18 protein-coding genes are annotated in these 17613 nt (G+C 67.3%); 5 read left to right on the top strand and 13 right to left on the bottom strand.

The window, feature by feature from the left end; genetic code table 11:
- Positions 1–112: 112 nt before the first annotated feature.
- Genes JQ639_RS14665 through JQ639_RS14680 form a run of 4 tightly spaced genes read right to left on the bottom strand, consistent with a single transcriptional unit; the run spans position 113 to position 3849 of the window.
- Positions 113–1513, bottom strand: coding sequence for an FAD-binding oxidoreductase (locus JQ639_RS14665; RefSeq protein ID WP_349644711.1), 1401 nt, complete (start codon positions 1511–1513; stop codon positions 113–115).
- Positions 1510–1923 carry a PaaI family thioesterase gene (locus tag JQ639_RS14670; protein ID WP_211967015.1) on the bottom strand — a complete coding sequence of 138 codons (414 nt, stop codon included), beginning with the start codon at positions 1921–1923 and terminating at the stop codon, positions 1510–1512. The genes JQ639_RS14665 and JQ639_RS14670 overlap by 4 nt, the downstream gene beginning before the upstream one ends.
- On the bottom strand, positions 1920–3161 hold the full coding sequence (locus tag JQ639_RS14675) for a CaiB/BaiF CoA transferase family protein (RefSeq protein WP_211967014.1): 1242 nt from the start codon (positions 3159–3161) through the stop codon (positions 1920–1922). Before JQ639_RS14675 ends, JQ639_RS14670 begins: the two co-directional genes overlap by 4 nt.
- A complete protein-coding gene (locus JQ639_RS14680) occupies positions 3148–3849 on the bottom strand; it encodes a haloacid dehalogenase type II (protein ID WP_211967013.1) in 702 nt (233 codons plus the stop codon). The genes JQ639_RS14675 and JQ639_RS14680 overlap by 14 nt, the downstream gene beginning before the upstream one ends.
- A gap of 103 nt (positions 3850–3952) precedes the next feature.
- On the opposite strand from JQ639_RS14680, the gene JQ639_RS14685 reads away from it, so the two are divergent.
- Complete coding sequence (locus JQ639_RS14685) at positions 3953–4855, top strand: LysR family transcriptional regulator (RefSeq protein WP_211967012.1); 903 nt, start codon at positions 3953–3955, stop codon at positions 4853–4855.
- Positions 4856–5040: 185 nt separating this feature from the next.
- Here the strand turns inward: JQ639_RS14685 and JQ639_RS14690 are convergent, their stop codons facing one another.
- The 8 genes from JQ639_RS14690 to JQ639_RS14725 form a co-directional block, all read right to left on the bottom strand.
- Entirely contained in the window at positions 5041–6462 is a 1422-nt protein-coding gene (locus JQ639_RS14690) for an MFS transporter (protein ID WP_249123198.1), read from the bottom strand.
- Positions 6463–6619: 157 nt separating this feature from the next.
- Positions 6620–6928: a putative quinol monooxygenase gene (locus JQ639_RS14695; RefSeq protein WP_211967011.1), complete on the bottom strand. Its 309-nt coding sequence runs from the start codon at positions 6926–6928 to the stop codon at positions 6620–6622.
- Between the two features lie 26 nt (positions 6929–6954).
- Positions 6955–7782, bottom strand: a complete 828-nt coding sequence (locus tag JQ639_RS14700) for a helix-turn-helix domain-containing protein (RefSeq protein ID WP_211967010.1) — start codon at positions 7780–7782, stop codon at positions 6955–6957.
- 49 nt (positions 7783–7831) lie between these two features.
- Complete coding sequence (locus tag JQ639_RS14705) at positions 7832–8806, bottom strand: LacI family DNA-binding transcriptional regulator (RefSeq protein WP_211967009.1); 975 nt, start codon at positions 8804–8806, stop codon at positions 7832–7834.
- Positions 8807–8841: 35 nt separating this feature from the next.
- Complete coding sequence (locus JQ639_RS14710) at positions 8842–9846, bottom strand: ABC transporter permease (RefSeq protein WP_211967008.1); 1005 nt, start codon at positions 9844–9846, stop codon at positions 8842–8844.
- Positions 9833–11407, bottom strand: coding sequence for a sugar ABC transporter ATP-binding protein (locus JQ639_RS14715; protein WP_211967007.1), 1575 nt, complete (start codon positions 11405–11407; stop codon positions 9833–9835). The genes JQ639_RS14710 and JQ639_RS14715 overlap by 14 nt, the downstream gene beginning before the upstream one ends.
- A gap of 79 nt (positions 11408–11486) precedes the next feature.
- Positions 11487–12422, bottom strand: a complete 936-nt coding sequence (locus JQ639_RS14720; RefSeq protein ID WP_211967006.1) for a sugar ABC transporter substrate-binding protein — start codon at positions 12420–12422, stop codon at positions 11487–11489.
- A 209-nt stretch (positions 12423–12631) separates the two neighbouring features.
- Entirely contained in the window at positions 12632–13693 is a 1062-nt protein-coding gene (locus tag JQ639_RS14725; RefSeq protein ID WP_211967005.1) for a LysR substrate-binding domain-containing protein, read from the bottom strand.
- Here JQ639_RS14725 and JQ639_RS14730 point away from each other — a divergent pair.
- Together JQ639_RS14730 and JQ639_RS14735 are read left to right on the top strand one after the other, a co-directional pair.
- On the top strand, positions 13610–14353 hold the full coding sequence (locus JQ639_RS14730; protein WP_211967004.1) for an SDR family NAD(P)-dependent oxidoreductase: 744 nt from the start codon (positions 13610–13612) through the stop codon (positions 14351–14353). The two genes, JQ639_RS14725 and JQ639_RS14730, sit on opposite strands and share 84 nt — an antisense overlap.
- Before the next feature lie 131 nt (positions 14354–14484).
- Complete coding sequence (locus JQ639_RS14735) at positions 14485–14784, top strand: hypothetical protein (RefSeq protein ID WP_211967003.1); 300 nt, start codon at positions 14485–14487, stop codon at positions 14782–14784.
- Positions 14785–14816: 32 nt separating this feature from the next.
- On the opposite strand, the gene JQ639_RS14740 is transcribed toward JQ639_RS14735, so the two are convergent.
- Positions 14817–15731, bottom strand: a complete 915-nt coding sequence (locus JQ639_RS14740) for a LysR family transcriptional regulator (protein WP_211967002.1) — start codon at positions 15729–15731, stop codon at positions 14817–14819.
- A gap of 141 nt (positions 15732–15872) precedes the next feature.
- Here JQ639_RS14740 and JQ639_RS14745 point away from each other — a divergent pair, with 141 nt between their 5' ends.
- A complete protein-coding gene (locus JQ639_RS14745) occupies positions 15873–16886 on the top strand; it encodes an ABC transporter substrate-binding protein (protein ID WP_211967001.1) in 1014 nt (337 codons plus the stop codon).
- Entirely contained in the window at positions 16883–17608 is a 726-nt protein-coding gene (rutB, locus tag JQ639_RS14750; RefSeq protein WP_211967000.1) for a pyrimidine utilization protein B, read from the top strand. Before JQ639_RS14745 ends, rutB begins: the two co-directional genes overlap by 4 nt.
- Positions 17609–17613: the final 5 nt, after the last annotated feature.

A 17613-nucleotide genomic window follows, 5' to 3' on the forward strand; every position in this document is an offset into this window, starting at 1 on the left:
AACAGACGGATTTCGGCGCGTCGAGAAACAACATCGCGCCGGCTGCCGGTCGTTTTCGACTTCGCATGAACGCTCGATGGAGAGCCATTTCAACGGCAGGCGATCGAAACGCTTACTCCTGACGCAAGACCTTGCCCGGGTTCATCAGACCGGCCGGATCGAGCGCGGCCTTGATGCGCCGCATCAGGTCGAGTTCGACCGCCGGCCGCAGCGTTTCCAGCAGGTCGGTCTTGGTGCGGCCGATGCCATGCTCGGCCGAGAACGTGCCGCCGAGCGCCGCGACGATGTCGTGCACGACGCCCGCGACCTCGCCCTCCTCGGGGTGCGGCGCGGCGCCGAGCGCGGCGGGACGCACGACATTCATGTGGATGTTGCCGTCGCCGAGATGGCCGAAGGGCAGCACCAGCAGATCGGGACAGCGTTGCGCGAGCGCGGCGCGGCAGCGCGCCAGCAGCTCGCCGACGCGCGAGATCGGCACCGCGATATCGTGCTTGTAGTTCACGCCGGCGCGCTTCTGCGCCTCGGTCTGGTCCTCGCGCAGCCGCCAGAAGGCCGCACACTGATCCTCATTCTGGGCGACGGCGGCGTCGGTGATGATGCCCTGCTCCAGCGCCTCTGCCAGCACGCCTTCCAGCAGGTCGCACAGGCCATCCGCGCTCGCGGCATTCAGTTCGACCAGCACGTGATGCGCGGCCCGCGCGACCGGCGCGCGCAGCCCCATCTCATGCATCACCAGCGCAAGGCCGTGCCCCGAGATGTATTCCGCCGCGCGGATCGCGCCGGCGCAACGCGCGCGCAATAGCGCCCAGAACGCACCGACCGCCGCTTCGTCCGCGAGGGCCGTGAACGCCACCGCACGTCCCGCCGGCCGCGGCACCAGCCGCATCGCCGCCGCGGTGACGATCCCGAGCGTGCCCTCCGAGCCGGCGAACAGATGGCGCAGCGCATAGCCGGCATTGTCCTTGTGCAGCGTGCGCAGCCCGTTCCAGACGCGGCCGTCCGCGAGCACCACTTCGACCCCGAGCAGCAGGTCGCGCGCGCTGCCATAGCGCACCGCGGCGGTGCCGCCGGCATTGGTCGCAACCGCGCCGCCCAGCGTGGCGCTGCCTTCGGCGGCGAACGACAGCGGAAACAGCGCGCCGGCGTCCCCGGCTGCACTCTGCAGCTCGGCGATGGTGATGCCGGCCTCGGCCACGATCGACATGTCGACGGCGTCGACGCTGCGGATCTGCCGCAGGCGCGTCGTGGAGACAACCACCTGCTGCCCGCTGCCATCGGGCACCGCGGCCCCGGCAAGGCCGGTGTTGCCGCCCTGGGGCACCACCGCGATGCCGTGGACATGACAATAGGCCATGACATCGGCGAACTCTGCGACACTTGCCGGACGCAGCACGCAACGCGCGCGTCCGCGATAGAGATCGCGCCAGTCGGTGACATAGCCCGCCATGGCGTCAGCTCCGGTCAGGCATCCGGACGGTCCGAGCAGGCGCAGGAAATGGTCGATGACGGTCACAGCAGTTTCCAGGTCGAGGTCGCATGCGCGATCGCTTCGCCGCCCGCGCCGGCCGCCGCCGACTGCAGGAAGAACAGCTTGCGGCCGCGCTTGAGGAACGTGGCGCGGCAGGTGACGATGCCGGCCCGCACCGGCGCGAAATACTGCACCTTCATTTCCAGCGTCGCGCCCGCCCCCACGGTGTGGTGCAGCAGATGGCCCATGGAGATGTCGAGGGCCGTCGCCAGCACGCCGCCATGCAACGAGCCCTGCGGATTGAACAGCAGGGGCTCCGCCACGAACGATACGGCGCAGGCGTCGTCCGGATAGTCCACCGCCATGCCGAGCAGGCGCGACAGGAAGAACGAGCCAAACGCCTGGCCGCCGTCGCCGACAGCCCGCGCCAGCAGCGCTGCGGCCGCGTCCGTCATGACGCCACCGTAGCCGGCTGCCGCGCGCCATCGGCGCCGAAGGCACCGCCCGCGGCAGGGCTCGCGATCTCCTGCGCGCTCCACCCCAGCCATTCGGCGAGGATCTCCACTGTGTGCTGGCCGAGTGTCGGCGGCGGCGCGGAGGCGGCCGGCGGCGCATCGTCGAACCGGATCGGCCGGGCGACGAACCGCACTGCGCCGGACACCGGGTGATCGACGGTCTGCACCATGCCGCGCGCGGCAAGCTGCGGCGCTTCGCAGACCTCGCCGACGGTCTTGATCGCGCCGCAGGGAATGCCGGCGTCACGCAGCACCGCGAGCCACTCGGCCCGGCTCTGCAGCAGGAACAGCGGCGCGAGCACGTCCACCAGCGCTGTGCGATGGCGCGCGCGGTCGGGCGCGGTGGCGAAGCGCGGGTCAGTGCGCAGGTCTGCGCGACCGATGACGTCGCAGAAGATCGCCCAGAACTTGTCGTTGGCGACACCGACATTGATCCAGCCGTCGGCGACGCGGAACGGTTCGTAGGGACTGATGGTCGGGTGCACGTTGCCGCGCCGGGTCGGGCTTTCGCCGGACGCAAAATACATACCGGCGTTGAAGGTGAGCAGCGAGGCCATGGCGTCCAGCATCGAGACATCGACACGGCCGCCCTCGCCGGTGCGCTGCCGCCGCATCAGCGCCGCCAACACCGCCTGCGAGGCATAGAGGCCGGTCACGAGATCGGCGATCGACGTGCCGACCTTCATCGGCGGTCCGCCGGGCTCGCCGGTGATGTCCATGACGCCGGATTCGCCCTGCAGAATGAGATCGTAGCCGGGACGGTCGGCGTCCGGGCCGCTGCGCCCGAACCCCGAGATGCCGCACAGGATCAGCTTGGGGTTGCGCGCGCGCAGCGCCTCGAAGCCGAGGCCCCACTTCTCCAGCGTGCCCGGACGAAAATTCTCGACGACCACGTCGGCGACGGCCGCAAGCGCGAGGATGACCTCGCGCCCAGCCGGCGATTTCAGGTCGACCGTGCAGCTGCGCTTGTTGCGGTTGACGGAGAGGAAGTAGGCGCTCTCGCCAGCGACGAACGGCGGTCCGTAGCGGCGACTTTCGTCGCCGTGACGGGGATCCTCGATCTTGACCACGTCGGCGCCGAGATCACCGAGATGCATGGTGGCGAACGGCCCCGACACCACGCGGCAGAGATCGAGCACCCGAACGCCGGACAGCGCCTCGCGGTCAGACGATCGCATCGGCGAGATCCTTCATGGTCGGCACCAGGATATCCGGCTGGTGCGGCGTGACGCCGAACGGACGGCTGCGCCGATCGATGAAGGCCGAGCGCATGCCGGCGGACTTGGCGCCGATGCAGTCGAAGGCATGGTTGGCGACGAACAGGATCTGCTCGGGCTTGAGACCCATGATCTCCGCCGCCTTGGTGTAGGTGGCGACATGCGGCTTGAACGAGTTTGCCTCGGCCACCGAGATCACGCGATCGAACGGCACCTTGTGATAGGCCTTCGCCGTCTCCAGCATGTCGGGATCGCCATTCGACAGCACCACCAGCTTGTACTTCGTCTGCAGCCGCGCCAGCGCCTCCGGCACTTCCGGGAACGTCTCGAGCTTCTCGATCTCGCCGACGAGCGCGCGCACCTCGTCCATGGTGTACTTGATCCCGGCGCGGTCCATGACATGGGCGACCGAGCGGTGGCCGATCTCGCGATACGGCGTGTGTTCGCGATGCAGCAGAGCGTCGATCATCGAGTTCTCGAAATGAGTGCGGCGCCACCAGGTGACGAAAGCGTTGGGATCGCCGCTCCAGCCCTTGTCCTTGAGGAACGGCGTGGCGATGCGGGTCAGCCCGCCCTGCATGTCGACGACCGTGCCGTACTGATCGAACATGCAGACCTTCACCTCAGACTTGATCGTGTCGTAGCTCACTGTCGCTCTCCCTGTGCGATGACTGATCGTCGTTGTAGGCCTCGGCCGATCATCCGTTAAATGGATTTGTCATCTCTTGTTATTTGCCATATGAATGATGGCCATGAACCTGCGCTCGGTCGATCTCAACCTTCTCGTCGCGCTCGATGCGTTGTTGTCCGAGCGCCATGTCACCCGCGCCGCCGATCGCGTCGGGCTCAGCCAGCCGGCGATGAGCAATGCGCTGAGCCGCCTGCGCGGCCTATTCGCCGACGAACTGCTGGTGCGCACCGCGACCGGCATGCAGCCGACGCCGCGCGCACTCGAACTGCTGGAGCCGCTGCGCCAGTTGCTGCGCCAGGTCGAACGCGTGCTGGAAAGCGATGCCGGCTTCGATCCCGCGGTCTCCGAGCGCGTGTTCACGGTGCGGATGTCGGACATTCTCGCCTGCCTGATCCTGCCGCTGCTGATGGCGCGACGCCCCGACGCCGCGCGCGTCGGCTACAACATCCTGCACCTGCCACCGGCCCAGACGGTCGAGGCGCTGGAGCGCGACGAGATCGACGTCGCCATCAGCATGGGCCTCGATCACGCCAATTCGATCCGCTCGCACAAGCTGGTGCGCGATCGCATGGTGTGCCTGATGCGCAAGGCGCACCCGGCGGCGCGCGGCGGCCTGACATTCGAGCGCTTCATCGCCCAGCAACACATGAAGGTGTCGATGAGCCCGACCGACCTGCGGTTCGTGGACGAGGCGCTCGCCGAGCGCGGCCACCGCCGTGTCATCGCACTGAACGTGCCGCACTGGCTGCTGGTGCCCCATGTGCTGAAGACCACCGACCTGCTGGCGGTGATGCCGGGCCACCTTGCCACCGCGCTGATCGACGACGGCCTGCGCATGGAAGAGTTGCCGTTCAAGTCGGCGCCATTCCATTGGATGATGTACTGGCACCGCCGCCACGACCAGAGCCGCGCCAACCGCTGGCTGCGCGAGGAGATCGGCACCGTGTGCGCCGGGCTCGGCTGACGGCCTCGTGTCAAAAGCGCGATGCCGTATGATCCGTCATCCTGAGGTGCGAGCGCCAGCGAGCCTCGAAGGATGGACGGCCCCGACGCGCGCCGCTTGCTCCCGGGCCGTCGCCCTTCGAGGGCCGCGCCAGAGCGCGGCCACCTCAGGGTGACGGATCACCATACGATCCGAGCTCGCGCTCGCTACACGCCCTGCCCGGCGATACCGCGACCGGCCGTGGCGGCCTGCGGCGTCGCCGCCGTGTTCGAAAGTTCGGAGACCTCTTCCAGCGCCCGCCCCTTGGTCTCGAAGCCGAACACCAGGAACGCCAGCGCCTGGAACACGAGCACGCCGGCCAGCGTCAGCAGCACGCCGGCGAGGCCCTGCCAGGCGAAGATCGCGACGACGACGAACTGCACCAGCGCCGTGGTGATCCGCCCCGCCGTGGCGCAGATCGCGGTGCCGCGCATGCGATAGCGCGTCGGGAACAGCTCCGGCACGTACATCGCAAAGCCGGTCGCCAGCATGACATAGATCGACGTCACCAGCAGGAAGCCGACGATCACCAGCGGCGCGCCGTCCGGCATGAACGGATAGGCGATGCCGAACACCACCGCGGCCAGCGACGAGCCGACGATCGATGCCTTGCGGCCGATGACGTCGGCGATGGCAAAGCCGATCAGCGAGCCGACCGGGCCGCCGAGCGACATCAGAGACGTATAGCCGAGCGATGACACCACGCTGTGGCCGCCCTTGATCAGGAAGGTCGGCAGCCAGCCGATGAAGCCATAGAGGCTGAAACCGACGACGATGTGCAGCAGGCTGCCAAGCAGCGTGCGGCCAAGATACGGCGGCTGGAACAGCTGCCACACCGATCCGTCCCGTGGGACCTGCGGCGGCTCTGGCGCGACGGGCGCGAGCGGCCCCTTGCGCGCCGCCTCGGCTTCGATCGCGGACAGGATCGCTTCGGCCTCGGCGGTGCGGCCTTTCGAGGCCAGCCAGCGCGGCGATTCCGGCATCGACTTGCGCATCACCCACACCACCATGGCGAGCACGCCGACGATGCCGAACATGTAGCGCCAGCCGAAGGTCGGAATGACCCACAGCCCGACCATCGACGAGGCAAACAGCGAGAAGTTGGTGATGACCGCGAGAAGCCCGATCCAGCGGCCGCGCGAGGCCGCCGGCACGAACTCGGTCAGGGTGGCGTAGCCGATCACGATCTCGGCGCCGAGGCCGATGCCGATCACCAGCCGCGCCGCGATCAGCGCGGTCATGGTCGGGGCGAACGCGGCGGCGATCGATCCCAGGCCGAAAATGGCAAGGTTGAGCTGGTAGCAGAACCGCCGGCCGAAGCGGTCGCCGAGAATGCCGGAAAACCAGGCGCCGAGCGTCATGCCGGCGAACGTCGCCGAGACGAAGGCCGCGTTGAGTTCAAGGGTCGACCAGCCCTCCTTGAGCACCGCGCCGAGGACGCCGCCGGCAAGGTAGATGTCGAAGGCGTCGAGGAACATGCCGGCGCCGATCAGCGCCAGGATGCGCCAGTGGAAACGGCCGATCGGCAGCCGGTCCAGCCTCGCCCCGGCGTTCACGCCCATTCCCTGCCACCCCGATTGCGCCTGCATGTCGTCCTCCCGATCGGGCCGCATGAGGCCCGTGACTTTGAAGCGAGAGAACGACGCACGGCGCGGTGCGTCCAATCGAAATCCGCTATCCGATTATTCGACGCGGTGATGGCGCGGCCGGCCGTGCGGACCACCGCCGGCGGCCATGACCAGGGGATCAGCGGGTTGCAGTCAGATAGGCGCTCTCGCAGAACGTGACGCTCGGCGGCGACGCCAGCAGCGTTTCGAACTGCGCCAGCGCATCCGCGATGACCGGAAGCTGCAGGTGCGCCTCCCAGTCGCCCCGGGTGCGGTAGAGCTCGTAGAGCAGAAACGTATCGGGCCGCTCGGCCGGACGGTTGACCGCATAGACCACGACGCCGGGCTCGGCGTCCGCCGTCGCGACCATGGCTCGCAGCAGATCGTCGACACGCTGATGCGTGTCGGGCTTCGTGTTCAGTTCGACGAACAGGGCAAACATTGTCATCATCCGGAAGCTCGGTTGCACGAGGCCTACGGCATATCCACCAACGACCGGCTGGGATTGTAAAAATGCGTCCTCGTGCGCGCCTCGGCGAAATAGGCCCGCGGCGGCCGGCCGACCCGGCGATGGAAATCGTGGATGAAATGCGACTGGTCGTAGTAGCCCCGCCCCAGCGCGATGCCGCCGGGACTGTCGGTGGCCGCGAGGGTGGCCCGGCGCACCGTGTGCTGGAAGCGGCTGAGTCCCCTGAATTCGGCGGCGGTCAGGCCGCAGACCTGGCGAAAGCGCCGTTCGAGCTGCCGCGGACCGAGATCGAGCGCTTTCGACATATCGGCGACGGAGATCGCAGCGGACCGGCGGTAGAGCATCGCCATGGCCTGTTCGATCAGCGGATCGTCCGCCCTGCCCCTCAGCAGGCCCAGAAGAAAATCCTGAACGAGCGCCGCCTTGTTATCGAATGTCGCGTGCTCACCCGCTGTCCGCAGCAGCGCGCGCCCCGCAGCGCCCCAGAGATCCTCGGCGGAGGGCGCGCCATCGATGACGTCGCGCTCCCTGACACCAAAGCGCGAGAGCATGCCGGCGCGGAAGCGTACCGCGATAAAGCCGATATCCGGCGTCGGCGCCAGCGCAACCGTCTCGCGCCGCAAGCAGGAGAGATGGCTCTGTGCAACACGGCCGCCGCCCCCATCGCCCGTATGGCGGCGAAATGGCTGGCCATGATGAATGTAGAGTTCGGCTCCCGTTCCCGGCAGCAGGATCGGCAGCGCGACGACCTCGCCGGCGTCTGCCTGCCAGCCCCAGATACGATCGATGAACGGCTGGAGCGGCGCGACCGGCGCTAGCTGGCGAATGCGCATGACGCCTCTCCAGCCGCAAACCTGTCACCGCCGGACGACCAGTGGCCGTTCATGCCACCGGTCCCGTCGAATGACGCACCACCAGCATCGCCGGCTGCAATTCCGGTGCGGCGGGGATTGCGCCGGCGCCGGTGACGGCCGCGACCGCGCGCGCGGCGATGGCGTCGAGCGGCTGGCGCACCGTGGTCAGGCGCGGCGTGACGAGACTCGCCAGTGAAATGTCGTCGAACCCGACAATGGAGAGATCACCGGGCACCGCGAGGCCGAGGTCATTGACCACGCGCAGCAAGCCGATCGCCTGCTGATCGCTGGCGGTGGCGATCGCCGTTGGACGCTTCGCCGCCGGCCGATCGAGCAGTGCGCGCCCCAGCGTCTCGCCGGAGGCGTAGTCGAACTGGCCTTCGACGACGAGCGGGGTGACGCCGCCGGCCGCGAGCGTATCGCGGAAGCCGGCGAGGCGTTGGCGCGACACCGGCGTATCGGCGGGGCCGGCGATATAGCCGATGCGGCGATGACCGAGATCAAGCAGATGCCGCGCTGCCAGCCCAGCGCCGCCATAGTGATCGACCGAGATCAGCGGATAGTCGGCGAACGGCCGGTCGAGCACCACGGTGGCGACATCGCTGGTCCATGGCCCGGCGCTCGGGCGATGGGTCGGCACGACGATGATCCCGGTCGGAAAGCTGTTGAGCAGGCTCTCCACCTGGGTACGCTCGCGCTGTGGATCGTCGTTGCTGACCGACAGCAGCACGGAAAAGCCGGCCGCGGAAGCGATCGCCTCGACATGCTTGGCAAGCTCGGCGAAGAACGGATTGGTGATGTCGGGAATGACGAGGCCGATCATGTCGCTGCGGCTGCGGCGCAGGCCGCGCGCAAGACCATTGGGGCGGAAGTTGAGTTCGCGGATCGCAGTCTCGACGATCTCGCGCAACTCCGGGTTGACCGTCTCGTTCTTCGCCAGCACACGCGACACGGTGCCGACCGACACGTTCGCCCGCCGCGCGACATCCTTGATTCCGGGCATCTCCGATCCGCTTCTCCTGCGCCCTGTCATGGCCGCTATGTCTTGCTCAGACGTTCGCGGTACTTGTCAAGGACGATGGCGAGGATGATCACCAACCCCGTGATCATCTGGCGCATGAAATCGTTGAGGCCGAGCAGGATCAGGCCGTTGGCCAGCACGCCAATGATGCAGGCGCCAAGCAGCGTGCCGATGACGCTGCCGCGCCCGCCGCTGAGGCTGGTGCCGCCGATGATGACGGCGGCGATGGCGTTGAGTTCGAAGCCGATGCCGATGATCGGGCTCGCGATGTTGAGTCGCGCCATGTAGATGATGGCGCCGATGCCGACGGTGGCGCCACCGATCGCGAACGCCGCGACCTTGTACGCGAACACGTTGTGGCCGGCGAGGCGCACCGCCTCCTCGTTGTTGCCGATGCCGTAGAGCACACGGCCGAACACCGTCTTCATCAGCACGAACCAGGCGATCGCCACCAGCACCAGCGCGATCAGGAACAGCACCGGCACGCCATGGATGGTCTGCGATCCAAACGCGTTGAACGCTACCGGAAAGGAATAGATGGTGTTGGCGTTGGTGACCTGCAGCGCCGCGCCGCGCGCGATGTTGAGCGTGCCCAGCGTGACGATGAACGAGGGAATCGACCAGAACGCGCTGATGAAGCCGTTGAGCAGCCCGAACGCGACGCCGGCGGCGACCGCGCTGAGGATGGCGAGGATCACGCCCACGGCCGGATCGAGCCCCGGCAGCGTCATGACCGTGCCGGCGACGACCGCACAGAAGGCGAGCACCGAGCCCACCGAGAGATCGATGCCGCCGATCAGGATGACAAAGGTCATGCCGATCGACAGCACGAGGTTGATGGTCACCTGCGTGAGCACATTGGTGAGATTGCTGGCGCTGAGGAAGTGCTGCGACGTGACGGAGAACACGGCGATCAGCACGATCAGCGCGATGCCGATGCCGGCTTCGCGCAGCACCGCCCTCGCGGCGGCGCCGAGGCCGGCGGCGCGCGCCGGCGGCGGGGTCAGGTCAGTGGTGTCCATGGCGAGGCTCGTTCCGATAGGCGAGGTTGAGGATGCGCTCCTCGGAAAACTCCGTGCGTGCGAGCTCGCCGGCGATACGATGCCTGGACATCACCAGGATGCGGTCGCACAGCGTGATCAGCTCGGGCAGCTCCGACGACACCACCAGCAGCGCGAGACCCTGTTCGGCGAGGCTGCGCAGCAGCGCGTAGATCTCCGCCTTGGCGCCGACGTCGACGCCGCGGGTCGGCTCGTCGAGCAGCAGCACCCTCGGGCCGTTCGCCAGCCATTTGGCGAGCACGACCTTCTGCTGGTTGCCGCCGGACAGCGTCGCGGCGGGATCGTCGGCCCGGCCGTATTTGAGCCGGATCTCCTTGCCGATGTCCCGCGTCAGCCGCGCTTCCGCTTCGCGATCCAGCAAACCGAACCGCGACACGCGCTTGAGGCTGGCGAGGCTGATATTGGCGGAGATCGCCATGTCGAGGATCAGGCCCTCGTCCTTGCGGTCCTCGGTCACGAAGCCGAGGCCGTCGCGGATCGCGTCCTTCGGGCTGCGGTAGCGGCGCGGTTCGCCATCGCGCGCCAGTGTGCCGGACAGCGGCAGGTCGGCGGCGAAAATCGCCCGCAGCAACTCGGAGCGGCCGGAGCCGACAAGGCCGGCGATACCGAGGATCTCGCCGGCGTGCAGGTCGAACGACACGCCGTCGGGATCGGGCGAGGTCGGCGGTCGCAGGTTGCGCACCGACAGCGCGGTGCGGCCCCCGGTCTCGATAGCGCGCGGCGCCGCCATCGCCGCGGCGAGCTGGCGGCCGACCATGCTGGCAACGAGACGATCGGGCGTGGTGTCGGCAATATCCGCGGTCATCACCGACTCGCCATTGCGCAGCACGGTGACGCGGTCGCAGATCGCGAACACCTCGTTGAGATGGTGCGACACGAACACGATGGCGACGCCCCTGGCCTTGAGGCCGGCGATGATGGCGAACAACAATTCGGTCTCGCGCGCCGTCAGCGTCGCGGTCGGCTCGTCGAGGACCAGGATACGGCTGTCGTCCATCAGCGCGCGGGCGATCTCCACCAGTTGGCGATGGGCGACGCCGAGGGTCTCGACCGGCCGTCGCACGTCGACGTCGTTGAGGCCGATGGCATCGAGCGCCCGCCGCGCCCGCGCTTCGAGAACGGCCCGGTCGACGCGGCCAAAACGCTTGCGCGGCAGGTTCTCGAAACAGATGTTTTCGGCCACCGACAGATACGGCAGCAGGTTGAACTCCTGATGCACCACCTGGATGCCGCACGCCTTGGCCTGCGCCGGACCGTGCGGATCGTAAGGCGCACCGTCGAGAATGATGGTGCCGGCGTCGCGCGCGACGATGCCGCAGAGGATCTTGATCAGGGTGGACTTGCCGGCGCCGTTCTCGCCAACGAGGGCGTGCACCTCGCCAGCGCGCAGGGCAAAGCTGACGCCGTTGAGCGCCACGACGCCACCGAAGCGTTTCCGCACGCCGGTCAGCGCCAGCAGCGGTGCCGCTGTGACCTGTCCATCGGACGCATCGGCCGGCGCATGGGGATCGGGAGTGGTCACGGCGTCTCATCCGACCGCAGGGAGGGGAACGATGATCGGCGCGGCGGCCGCGCGTCCCGGCGCAGCCGCCGCCCGCCGGTCACTTCACGTCGTCGGCGGTCACCAGCTTGATGTCCGTCTTGACCCAGCCCTCGAGCGGCTTCTTGGTCGCGAGCACGCCGAGCGCCTTGTCGATGGCGTTGGCCGCCATCTGCTGGCCGAACTGGTCGATGGTGGCGAGCAGCTTCTTGTCCCTGAGCAGCGGCTGCACCGCCGGGATGTTGTCGAAGCTGACGACCTGGATCTTGCCGGTCTTGCCGGCGGCATCGATCGCCTTGATCACGCCGAGCGCCATGGAATCGTTCGCCGCCATCACGCCCTGGATATCCGGATGGGCGGTGAGCATGTTGGCGAATACGGTGTTGGCCTCCTCGGTCTCCCAGTGCGCGGTGCGCGAGTCGATGAGGTCGAGCTTGCCGGCCTTGACGACGTCCATGAAGCCGAGCTTGCGCTGGGCGGCGTTGTCGGCGCCGGGATTGCCTTCGATGATGACGACCTTGCCGCCCTCGCCGAGCTTTTTCGCCAGCACCTGCGCGGACAGGCCCGCGCCCTCGCGGTTGTCCGGGCCGACGAAGGCGAGCGTCACGCCGGCTTCCTTCTTGGCTTTCTCGTCGAGCGCGACGTCGAAGTTCACCACCGTGATGCCAGCCGCGATTGCCCGCTTGAGCGGCGCCACCAGGGCGCGCGAATCCGCCGGCGCGATGACGATGGCGTCGACCTTCTGGGTGATGAAGCTCTCCACCGCGTTGATCTGGGTCTCGACGTCGGTCTCCGACTGCATGCCGACGGCCTTGAGGACATAATCGCCCCGCTTGGCCTCATGCGCCTTGGCGCCTTCGAGCATGTTCTTAAAGAATTCGTTGGCCAGCGACTTCATCACCAGGCCGACCACCGGCTTGTCGGCGGCAAAGCCTGGCACAGGCAACGCGATCGCGGCTGCCAGGACGCCGGCAGCAAGCATCGTTCCGAGCTTCATGGGTTTCCTCCGGAGATCTTTTGTTTGTTTCGCAGCGTGGTCGCACACGATGAATCGTTTCATCAACCGCCGGCAGTCACCCGGGTCGGACGATGAGCCCGCATTGCATGCCCGTGACCGCTGTTTGTCAATATGAAACGTTTCATCGAACGCAGGCCGTCTCGTGGGATCCGCAAGAGGATCACCCCGCAACGCAACACATTCCGGGATCAGGCTGGCAGTTTCGCCGCGATGGCTTCGCCGAACAGGGAGGCCAGGGTCTGTGCGATGCGTGTGCGCCCGTTCGGCAGGAACGCGGCAACCGCGATGTCGCGCAGCGGAGGCAGCCCATGCGGCCCGCTCGATGTCGGCAAGCGGGACAGGGACGCCGGGATGCCCAGGGAGGTTCTCGCGGTGATGCCGAGCCCGGCCTCGACACCGGCCCAGACGCTCGCGAGGCTGGGGCTCGTCATGGCGAGGCGCCACGACCGTTGCGCGTCATCGAGCGCCTGCGCCGCCATGATGCGAAAATAACAATCGTCGCCGAGCATCACGAGCGCCTGCGGCTCGCCGGCCGGCGGCGCGCGCCAGTCAGGGCGCGCGACCCAGCATACTGGCATGGTGTAGCGCCACTGCGGCTTTCGCGCGAAGCCGCCGATATCCCATGCGATCGCCAGATCGACACTCTGGTTCGTCACCAGTTTCTGCAGATCGGCGTTGCCCGCGACAATGACGTCGAGCTGCACAGATGGATGCGCCCGCGTGAAGCGGCGCAGCACCTGCGGCAGCATCACGTCGCCGAAATCCTGCTGGATCGCCAGACGGCAGCCTCCCCCGCTCCTGATCTGACGCATCGCAATGGCTGCTTCGTCGTTCAGATCGAGCAGGCGGCGGGCATAGGACAGCATCGCCGTGCCGGTCTCGGTCAATTCGAGGCCGCGGCCCTGCTTTCGGAACACCGCCAGCCCGACGCTGTCCTCCAGACGCTTCATCTGCGCGCTCATCGCCGACGTCGACCGCCCGAGGCGCGATGCCGCTTCGACCAGGCTTCCGGACTCAACGGCAGCGACAAAGCTTCTGAGAACGTCGAGGTCGAAGACGGCGGCCATTCGATAGTCCCATATTTGTGGTCTATTCGTCCATATTAATTCGCTTTTCGGGATCATCAACCGTTCGTATGTCTGCCGCCTCATCGGAAAGGAGCTGACATGACAAGCGATACGGGCAAGCGGGCACTGGTCACCGGCGGCGGCACAGGGATCGGGCGGGCGATCGCGCTGCGGCTCGCCCATGCCGGATTTGACGTCGCGATCGTCTATTCCAGGAGCCAGGCGGACGCCGAGGAGACCGCCGGCGCGATCACAGCGCTGGGGCGACGTGCCCTCGCCATCAAGGCGGATGTGTCCCGGTCGGACGAGGTCGCTGGCGCGGTCCGGACCACCGTATCCGCTTTCGGCGGCCTCGACTGGCTCGTCAACAACGCCGCGATCACCTACCAGCTTCCATTCTCGGACCTCGCGCGGGTCGAGGATGCGATGTGGGACGATCTCTTTGCCGTCAATGTCAGGGGCGTGTTCGATCTCTCCCGCGCAGCGGCCCCCTTCCTCGCGGAGAGCAGCGACGGCGCCATCCTCACCGTCGGAAGCATCGCCGGCGTCACGGGGTTCGGATCGTCGCTGCCCTATGCCGTGTCCAAGGCGGCGGCCCACGGGCTGACGCGCTCGCTCGCACGGGCTCTTGCACCGAAGATCAGGGTCAACGCCGTCGCCCCCGGCGCGGTCGAGACGCGCTGGTGGGCCGGCAACGAGGACAAGATGAAGCTGCTGGCGGGCCACGTCGCGCTGGGGCGGTTGTCGAGCGTCGAGGATGTCGCCGACACCGCCTTCATGACGCTGTCGGCGAAATCGATGACCGGCCAGATCGTCATCATGGACAATGGCCAGACACTGTGACGACCAGGCACGTGCCCCGGGGCATAACGACGATGGCGCCGCCTGCAGCCTGACGCCATTTCCAGGCGCGCCGAAGACATCGTGCGCCTGGGTCTCGTGGCGCAGGCACAGCGGCAGGATGTCGACGGGCTGTGGCCAACGAACAGCCTGTGCTGGCGATGATGCAGCAGTTCTACCAGCGCTACCTCGACGTCAAGAGCTCGCTGTTCGGCGTGCGCGACGGCTATCAGGCATCGTACTTCCATGGGGCGCTGCAGCCGTCCTCGGTCAATCCCCGGATCATGGATCCCGTCTGCAAGATCAGCGTCGGCCTGTCGGATCTCAGTGGGCCGATGTCGCCGGCGCCGCCGACACCTATCGCGTCCACGCCTATCTCGGGAATTCAGGCGATCCGGCGCAGAGCATGCAGGCATGGCGGGTGCGGACGCTGATGGCGTCGCGGCGCGCGGCGTGATGCGCGGGGTCAAGGCGCGACGATCTCCCTGTCCGGCCCGACGCGCGCCTGTGCGCCGGCAATGATGCCGCGATAGAGCGCACGCCCGGCCGGCGACAGATCGCGTCCGGCGCGCTTGATCAGATAGAGCTGGCGTTGGACATGGGGAGCGACGAGGCTGCGGAACGTCAGTGACGGATGGCTCTCCGCAGGCAGCGCCAGTGTCGGCAGCGGCGCAACGCCGACGCCGGCCTCGACCATCGCCAGCAATGTCGCGGGATGCTCCGCTTCATAGAGCGGCCCGCTGCGGGCGGGACCCGACATCGCCCGCTCCATCTCCAGACGAATGCCTGTCCCGACGCCCATCGCGATCAGGCCTGCCGTCGCCGCCTCCTGCCACGTCACCGACGTCTGGCCGGCCAGCGCATGATCGCGCCGCATCACCAGCGCGAAGGTATCGGTCAGCAGCAGCCTGGCATCGAGCTCCGGATCCTCGCCGGGCATGTTGGCGATGCCGAGCTCGACGTCGCCGCTGCGCAGCGCGCCGAAGATCGAATGCCGCGAGATTTCCTTCAACGTCACGTTGACCATCGGATGCTCGCGCTGGAACGCGGCGAGCACGCCCGGCATCAGGCGCAAGGCCACGGAGGGCACGCAGGCGATGGTGACATGACCGCGGCGATATTCGCGGAGGTCGCGCAGGTCCTGGAGCTGATGATCGAGATCGGCGAGCAGCCGCTGGATGCCCGGCAGAAATTCGCTGCCGATCTTGCTGAGCTGCAGGCTGCGGGTGGTGCGATCGAGCAGCCGGACGTTCAGTTCGTCCTCGAGCTGGCGCACCGCCTGGCTGACGGCCGATTGCGACATGCCCAGCGCCCGCGCCGCCCGGCTGAAACTGCCGGTCTGAACGACGCTGACGAAGGCCCGGAGCTGCCGAAGATCCATATTATGCGGCATTGCTAATATATTTATCTATTTTCACCGTATTGCTAATAAAAATCACCCTGATAGCATTTTGTGCAAGGCTAATTATTGTGCAATCCGCTATTCGGCCGGGACCCGAAAGCCCAATCGAGGACGGAAGACGTGATCAGCAGACGTAACCTGGTGAAGTATTCCCTTGTCGGCGCTGCCATGGCGCCCCTGACCGGGCTGCGCACGCCCGCTTTCGCTGCCGGAAAAGTCCTGGTGTCGGAGGCGGTCCGGCTGGGCATGTACGCCTCTCTCTATGTTGCCGCCGACAAGGGCCTGTTAGCCAGGCATGGCCTCGACGCCGAGGTTTCGACCGCTGGCGGTATCGCACTGCCCGTGCCGATCCTGCTGTCGGGCCGCGGCCAGATCGGCGTCACCAGCCCCGGCATGTCGGTGAACGCCGTGCGCGAAGGCGGGCGCATCAAGAACATCGCCAAGATCGTCGGCGGCGTCTCGATGTGGGGCATGGCACGCCCCGACAGCAAGATCCGCACGATCGACGACCTGCGTGGCAAAACCATCGCCACCCTGAAGTTTCCATCGTCGACCATCCAGGTGCCGACCTTCGCCATGAAGACCGTCGGCAAGTTCGATCCCGCCGAGGCCGGCGTGAAGTTTCTCGAACTGCCCGCCGGCGCGCAGGCCGCCGCGGTCAAGGACGGCCGCGCCGACATCGCCACGGCGTTCGAATGGGACATCAGCATCGGCGCGGAGCAATTCGGCCTCGTGCCGGTGCTGTCCTTCGCCGATGTTCTGGGGCCGGTCTGCTTCACCACGGCAATGGCGACCGATGACGTGATCGCCTCGAATCCGACTGCGATCCAGGGCTTCTGCAACGCCATCGCCGAAGCGCAGAAGATGATGCACCAGGACAATGCGGTGTTCACGGAAGTCGCCGAGAAGTATTTTCCGAAGGTGTCACCCTCCGTCGTGGCCAACGCCACCAGGAACTTCTTCGGCACCAGGACCGCGATCCCGCGCAACCCGACGATCTCCGAAGCCGAGTGGGATCGCGCCATGGAGCTCGAACAGGGCGGCGGCGCGATCAAGTCGACGCTGCCCTACACGCAGATGGTCGACAACCGCTTCGCCGACAACGCCACCCGTCAGTTCGGACTCGCGTCATGACCATCGACACCGCAGCCGCGCGCGAGCGGCGCTACGTCACCCTGCCGGCGCGGCCGGAACCGCTGCGCCTCGCGGTCGAGGAGACCGCGGTGGTCGTCGTCGACATGCAGAACGCCTATGCCACCGCGGGCGGCTATCTCGATCTCGCCGGCTTCGACATCTCCGGCGCGAAGGCCGCGATCGGCGAGATCCGCCAGACCCTCGACGTCGCTCGCAGCGCCGGCCTGTCCGTGATCTTTTTCCAGAACGGCTGGGACAAGGACTATGTCGAGGCCGGTGGCCCGGGATCGCCGAACTGGCACAAGTCCAATGCCCTGAAGACCATGCGCAAGCGGCCCGAGCTGCAGGGCCAGTTGCTGGCGAAAGGCGGCTGGGACTACGCCCTGGTCGACGATCTCCAGCCGCAGGCCGGCGACATCGTCATCCCCAAGACGCGCTACAGCGGCTTCTTCAACAGCCAGTTCGACAGCACGCTGCGCGCCCGCGGCATCCGCAACCTCGTATTCTGCGGCATCGCCACCAACGTCTGCGTCGAGTCGACCCTGCGCGACGGCTTTCATCTCGAATATTTCGGCGTGATGCTGGAGGACGCGACCCACCAGGCCGGTCCCGACTATCTGCAGAAAGCGACTGTCTTCAACGTCGAGACGTTCTTCGGCTGGGTGTCCTCGGCCGCCGATTTCCGCCGCGCATTCGCCCAGACCGAAACATCAGCAACCTGAGGCTC

This window comes from Bradyrhizobium sp. U87765 SZCCT0048 (assembly GCF_018131225.1).
Classification (GTDB): domain Bacteria; phylum Pseudomonadota; class Alphaproteobacteria; order Rhizobiales; family Xanthobacteraceae; genus Bradyrhizobium_A.

Excerpts from the sequence above, each read along its gene's own strand:
- rutB (WP_211967000.1), top strand. The coding sequence starts at position 16,883 with ATGACCATCGACACCGCAGCCGCGCGCGAGCGGCGCTACGTCACCCTG.
- JQ639_RS14690 (WP_249123198.1), bottom strand. The coding sequence starts at position 6,462 with ATGCAGGCGCAATCGGGGTGGCAGGGAATGGGCGTGAACGCCGGGGCG.
- JQ639_RS14740 (WP_211967002.1), bottom strand. The coding sequence starts at position 15,731 with ATGGATCTTCGGCAGCTCCGGGCCTTCGTCAGCGTCGTTCAGACCGGC.
- JQ639_RS14670 (WP_211967015.1), bottom strand. The coding sequence starts at position 1,923 with ATGACGGACGCGGCCGCAGCGCTGCTGGCGCGGGCTGTCGGCGACGGC.
- JQ639_RS14725 (WP_211967005.1), bottom strand. The coding sequence starts at position 13,693 with ATGGGCGAGCCGCAGCGCGATCGCCCGCCCGATCCCTGTGCCGCCGCC.
- JQ639_RS14710 (WP_211967008.1), bottom strand. The coding sequence starts at position 9,846 with ATGGACACCACTGACCTGACCCCGCCGCCGGCGCGCGCCGCCGGCCTC.
- JQ639_RS14700 (WP_211967010.1), bottom strand. The coding sequence starts at position 7,782 with ATGCGCATTCGCCAGCTAGCGCCGGTCGCGCCGCTCCAGCCGTTCATC.
- JQ639_RS14720 (WP_211967006.1), bottom strand. The coding sequence starts at position 12,422 with ATGAAGCTCGGAACGATGCTTGCTGCCGGCGTCCTGGCAGCCGCGATC.
- JQ639_RS14685 (WP_211967012.1), top strand. The coding sequence starts at position 3,953 with ATGAACCTGCGCTCGGTCGATCTCAACCTTCTCGTCGCGCTCGATGCG.
- JQ639_RS14695 (WP_211967011.1), bottom strand. The coding sequence starts at position 6,928 with ATGACAATGTTTGCCCTGTTCGTCGAACTGAACACGAAGCCCGACACG.
- JQ639_RS14730 (WP_211967004.1), top strand. The coding sequence starts at position 13,610 with ATGACAAGCGATACGGGCAAGCGGGCACTGGTCACCGGCGGCGGCACA.
- JQ639_RS14705 (WP_211967009.1), bottom strand. The coding sequence starts at position 8,806 with ATGCCCGGAATCAAGGATGTCGCGCGGCGGGCGAACGTGTCGGTCGGC.
- JQ639_RS14675 (WP_211967014.1), bottom strand. The coding sequence starts at position 3,161 with ATGCGATCGTCTGACCGCGAGGCGCTGTCCGGCGTTCGGGTGCTCGAT.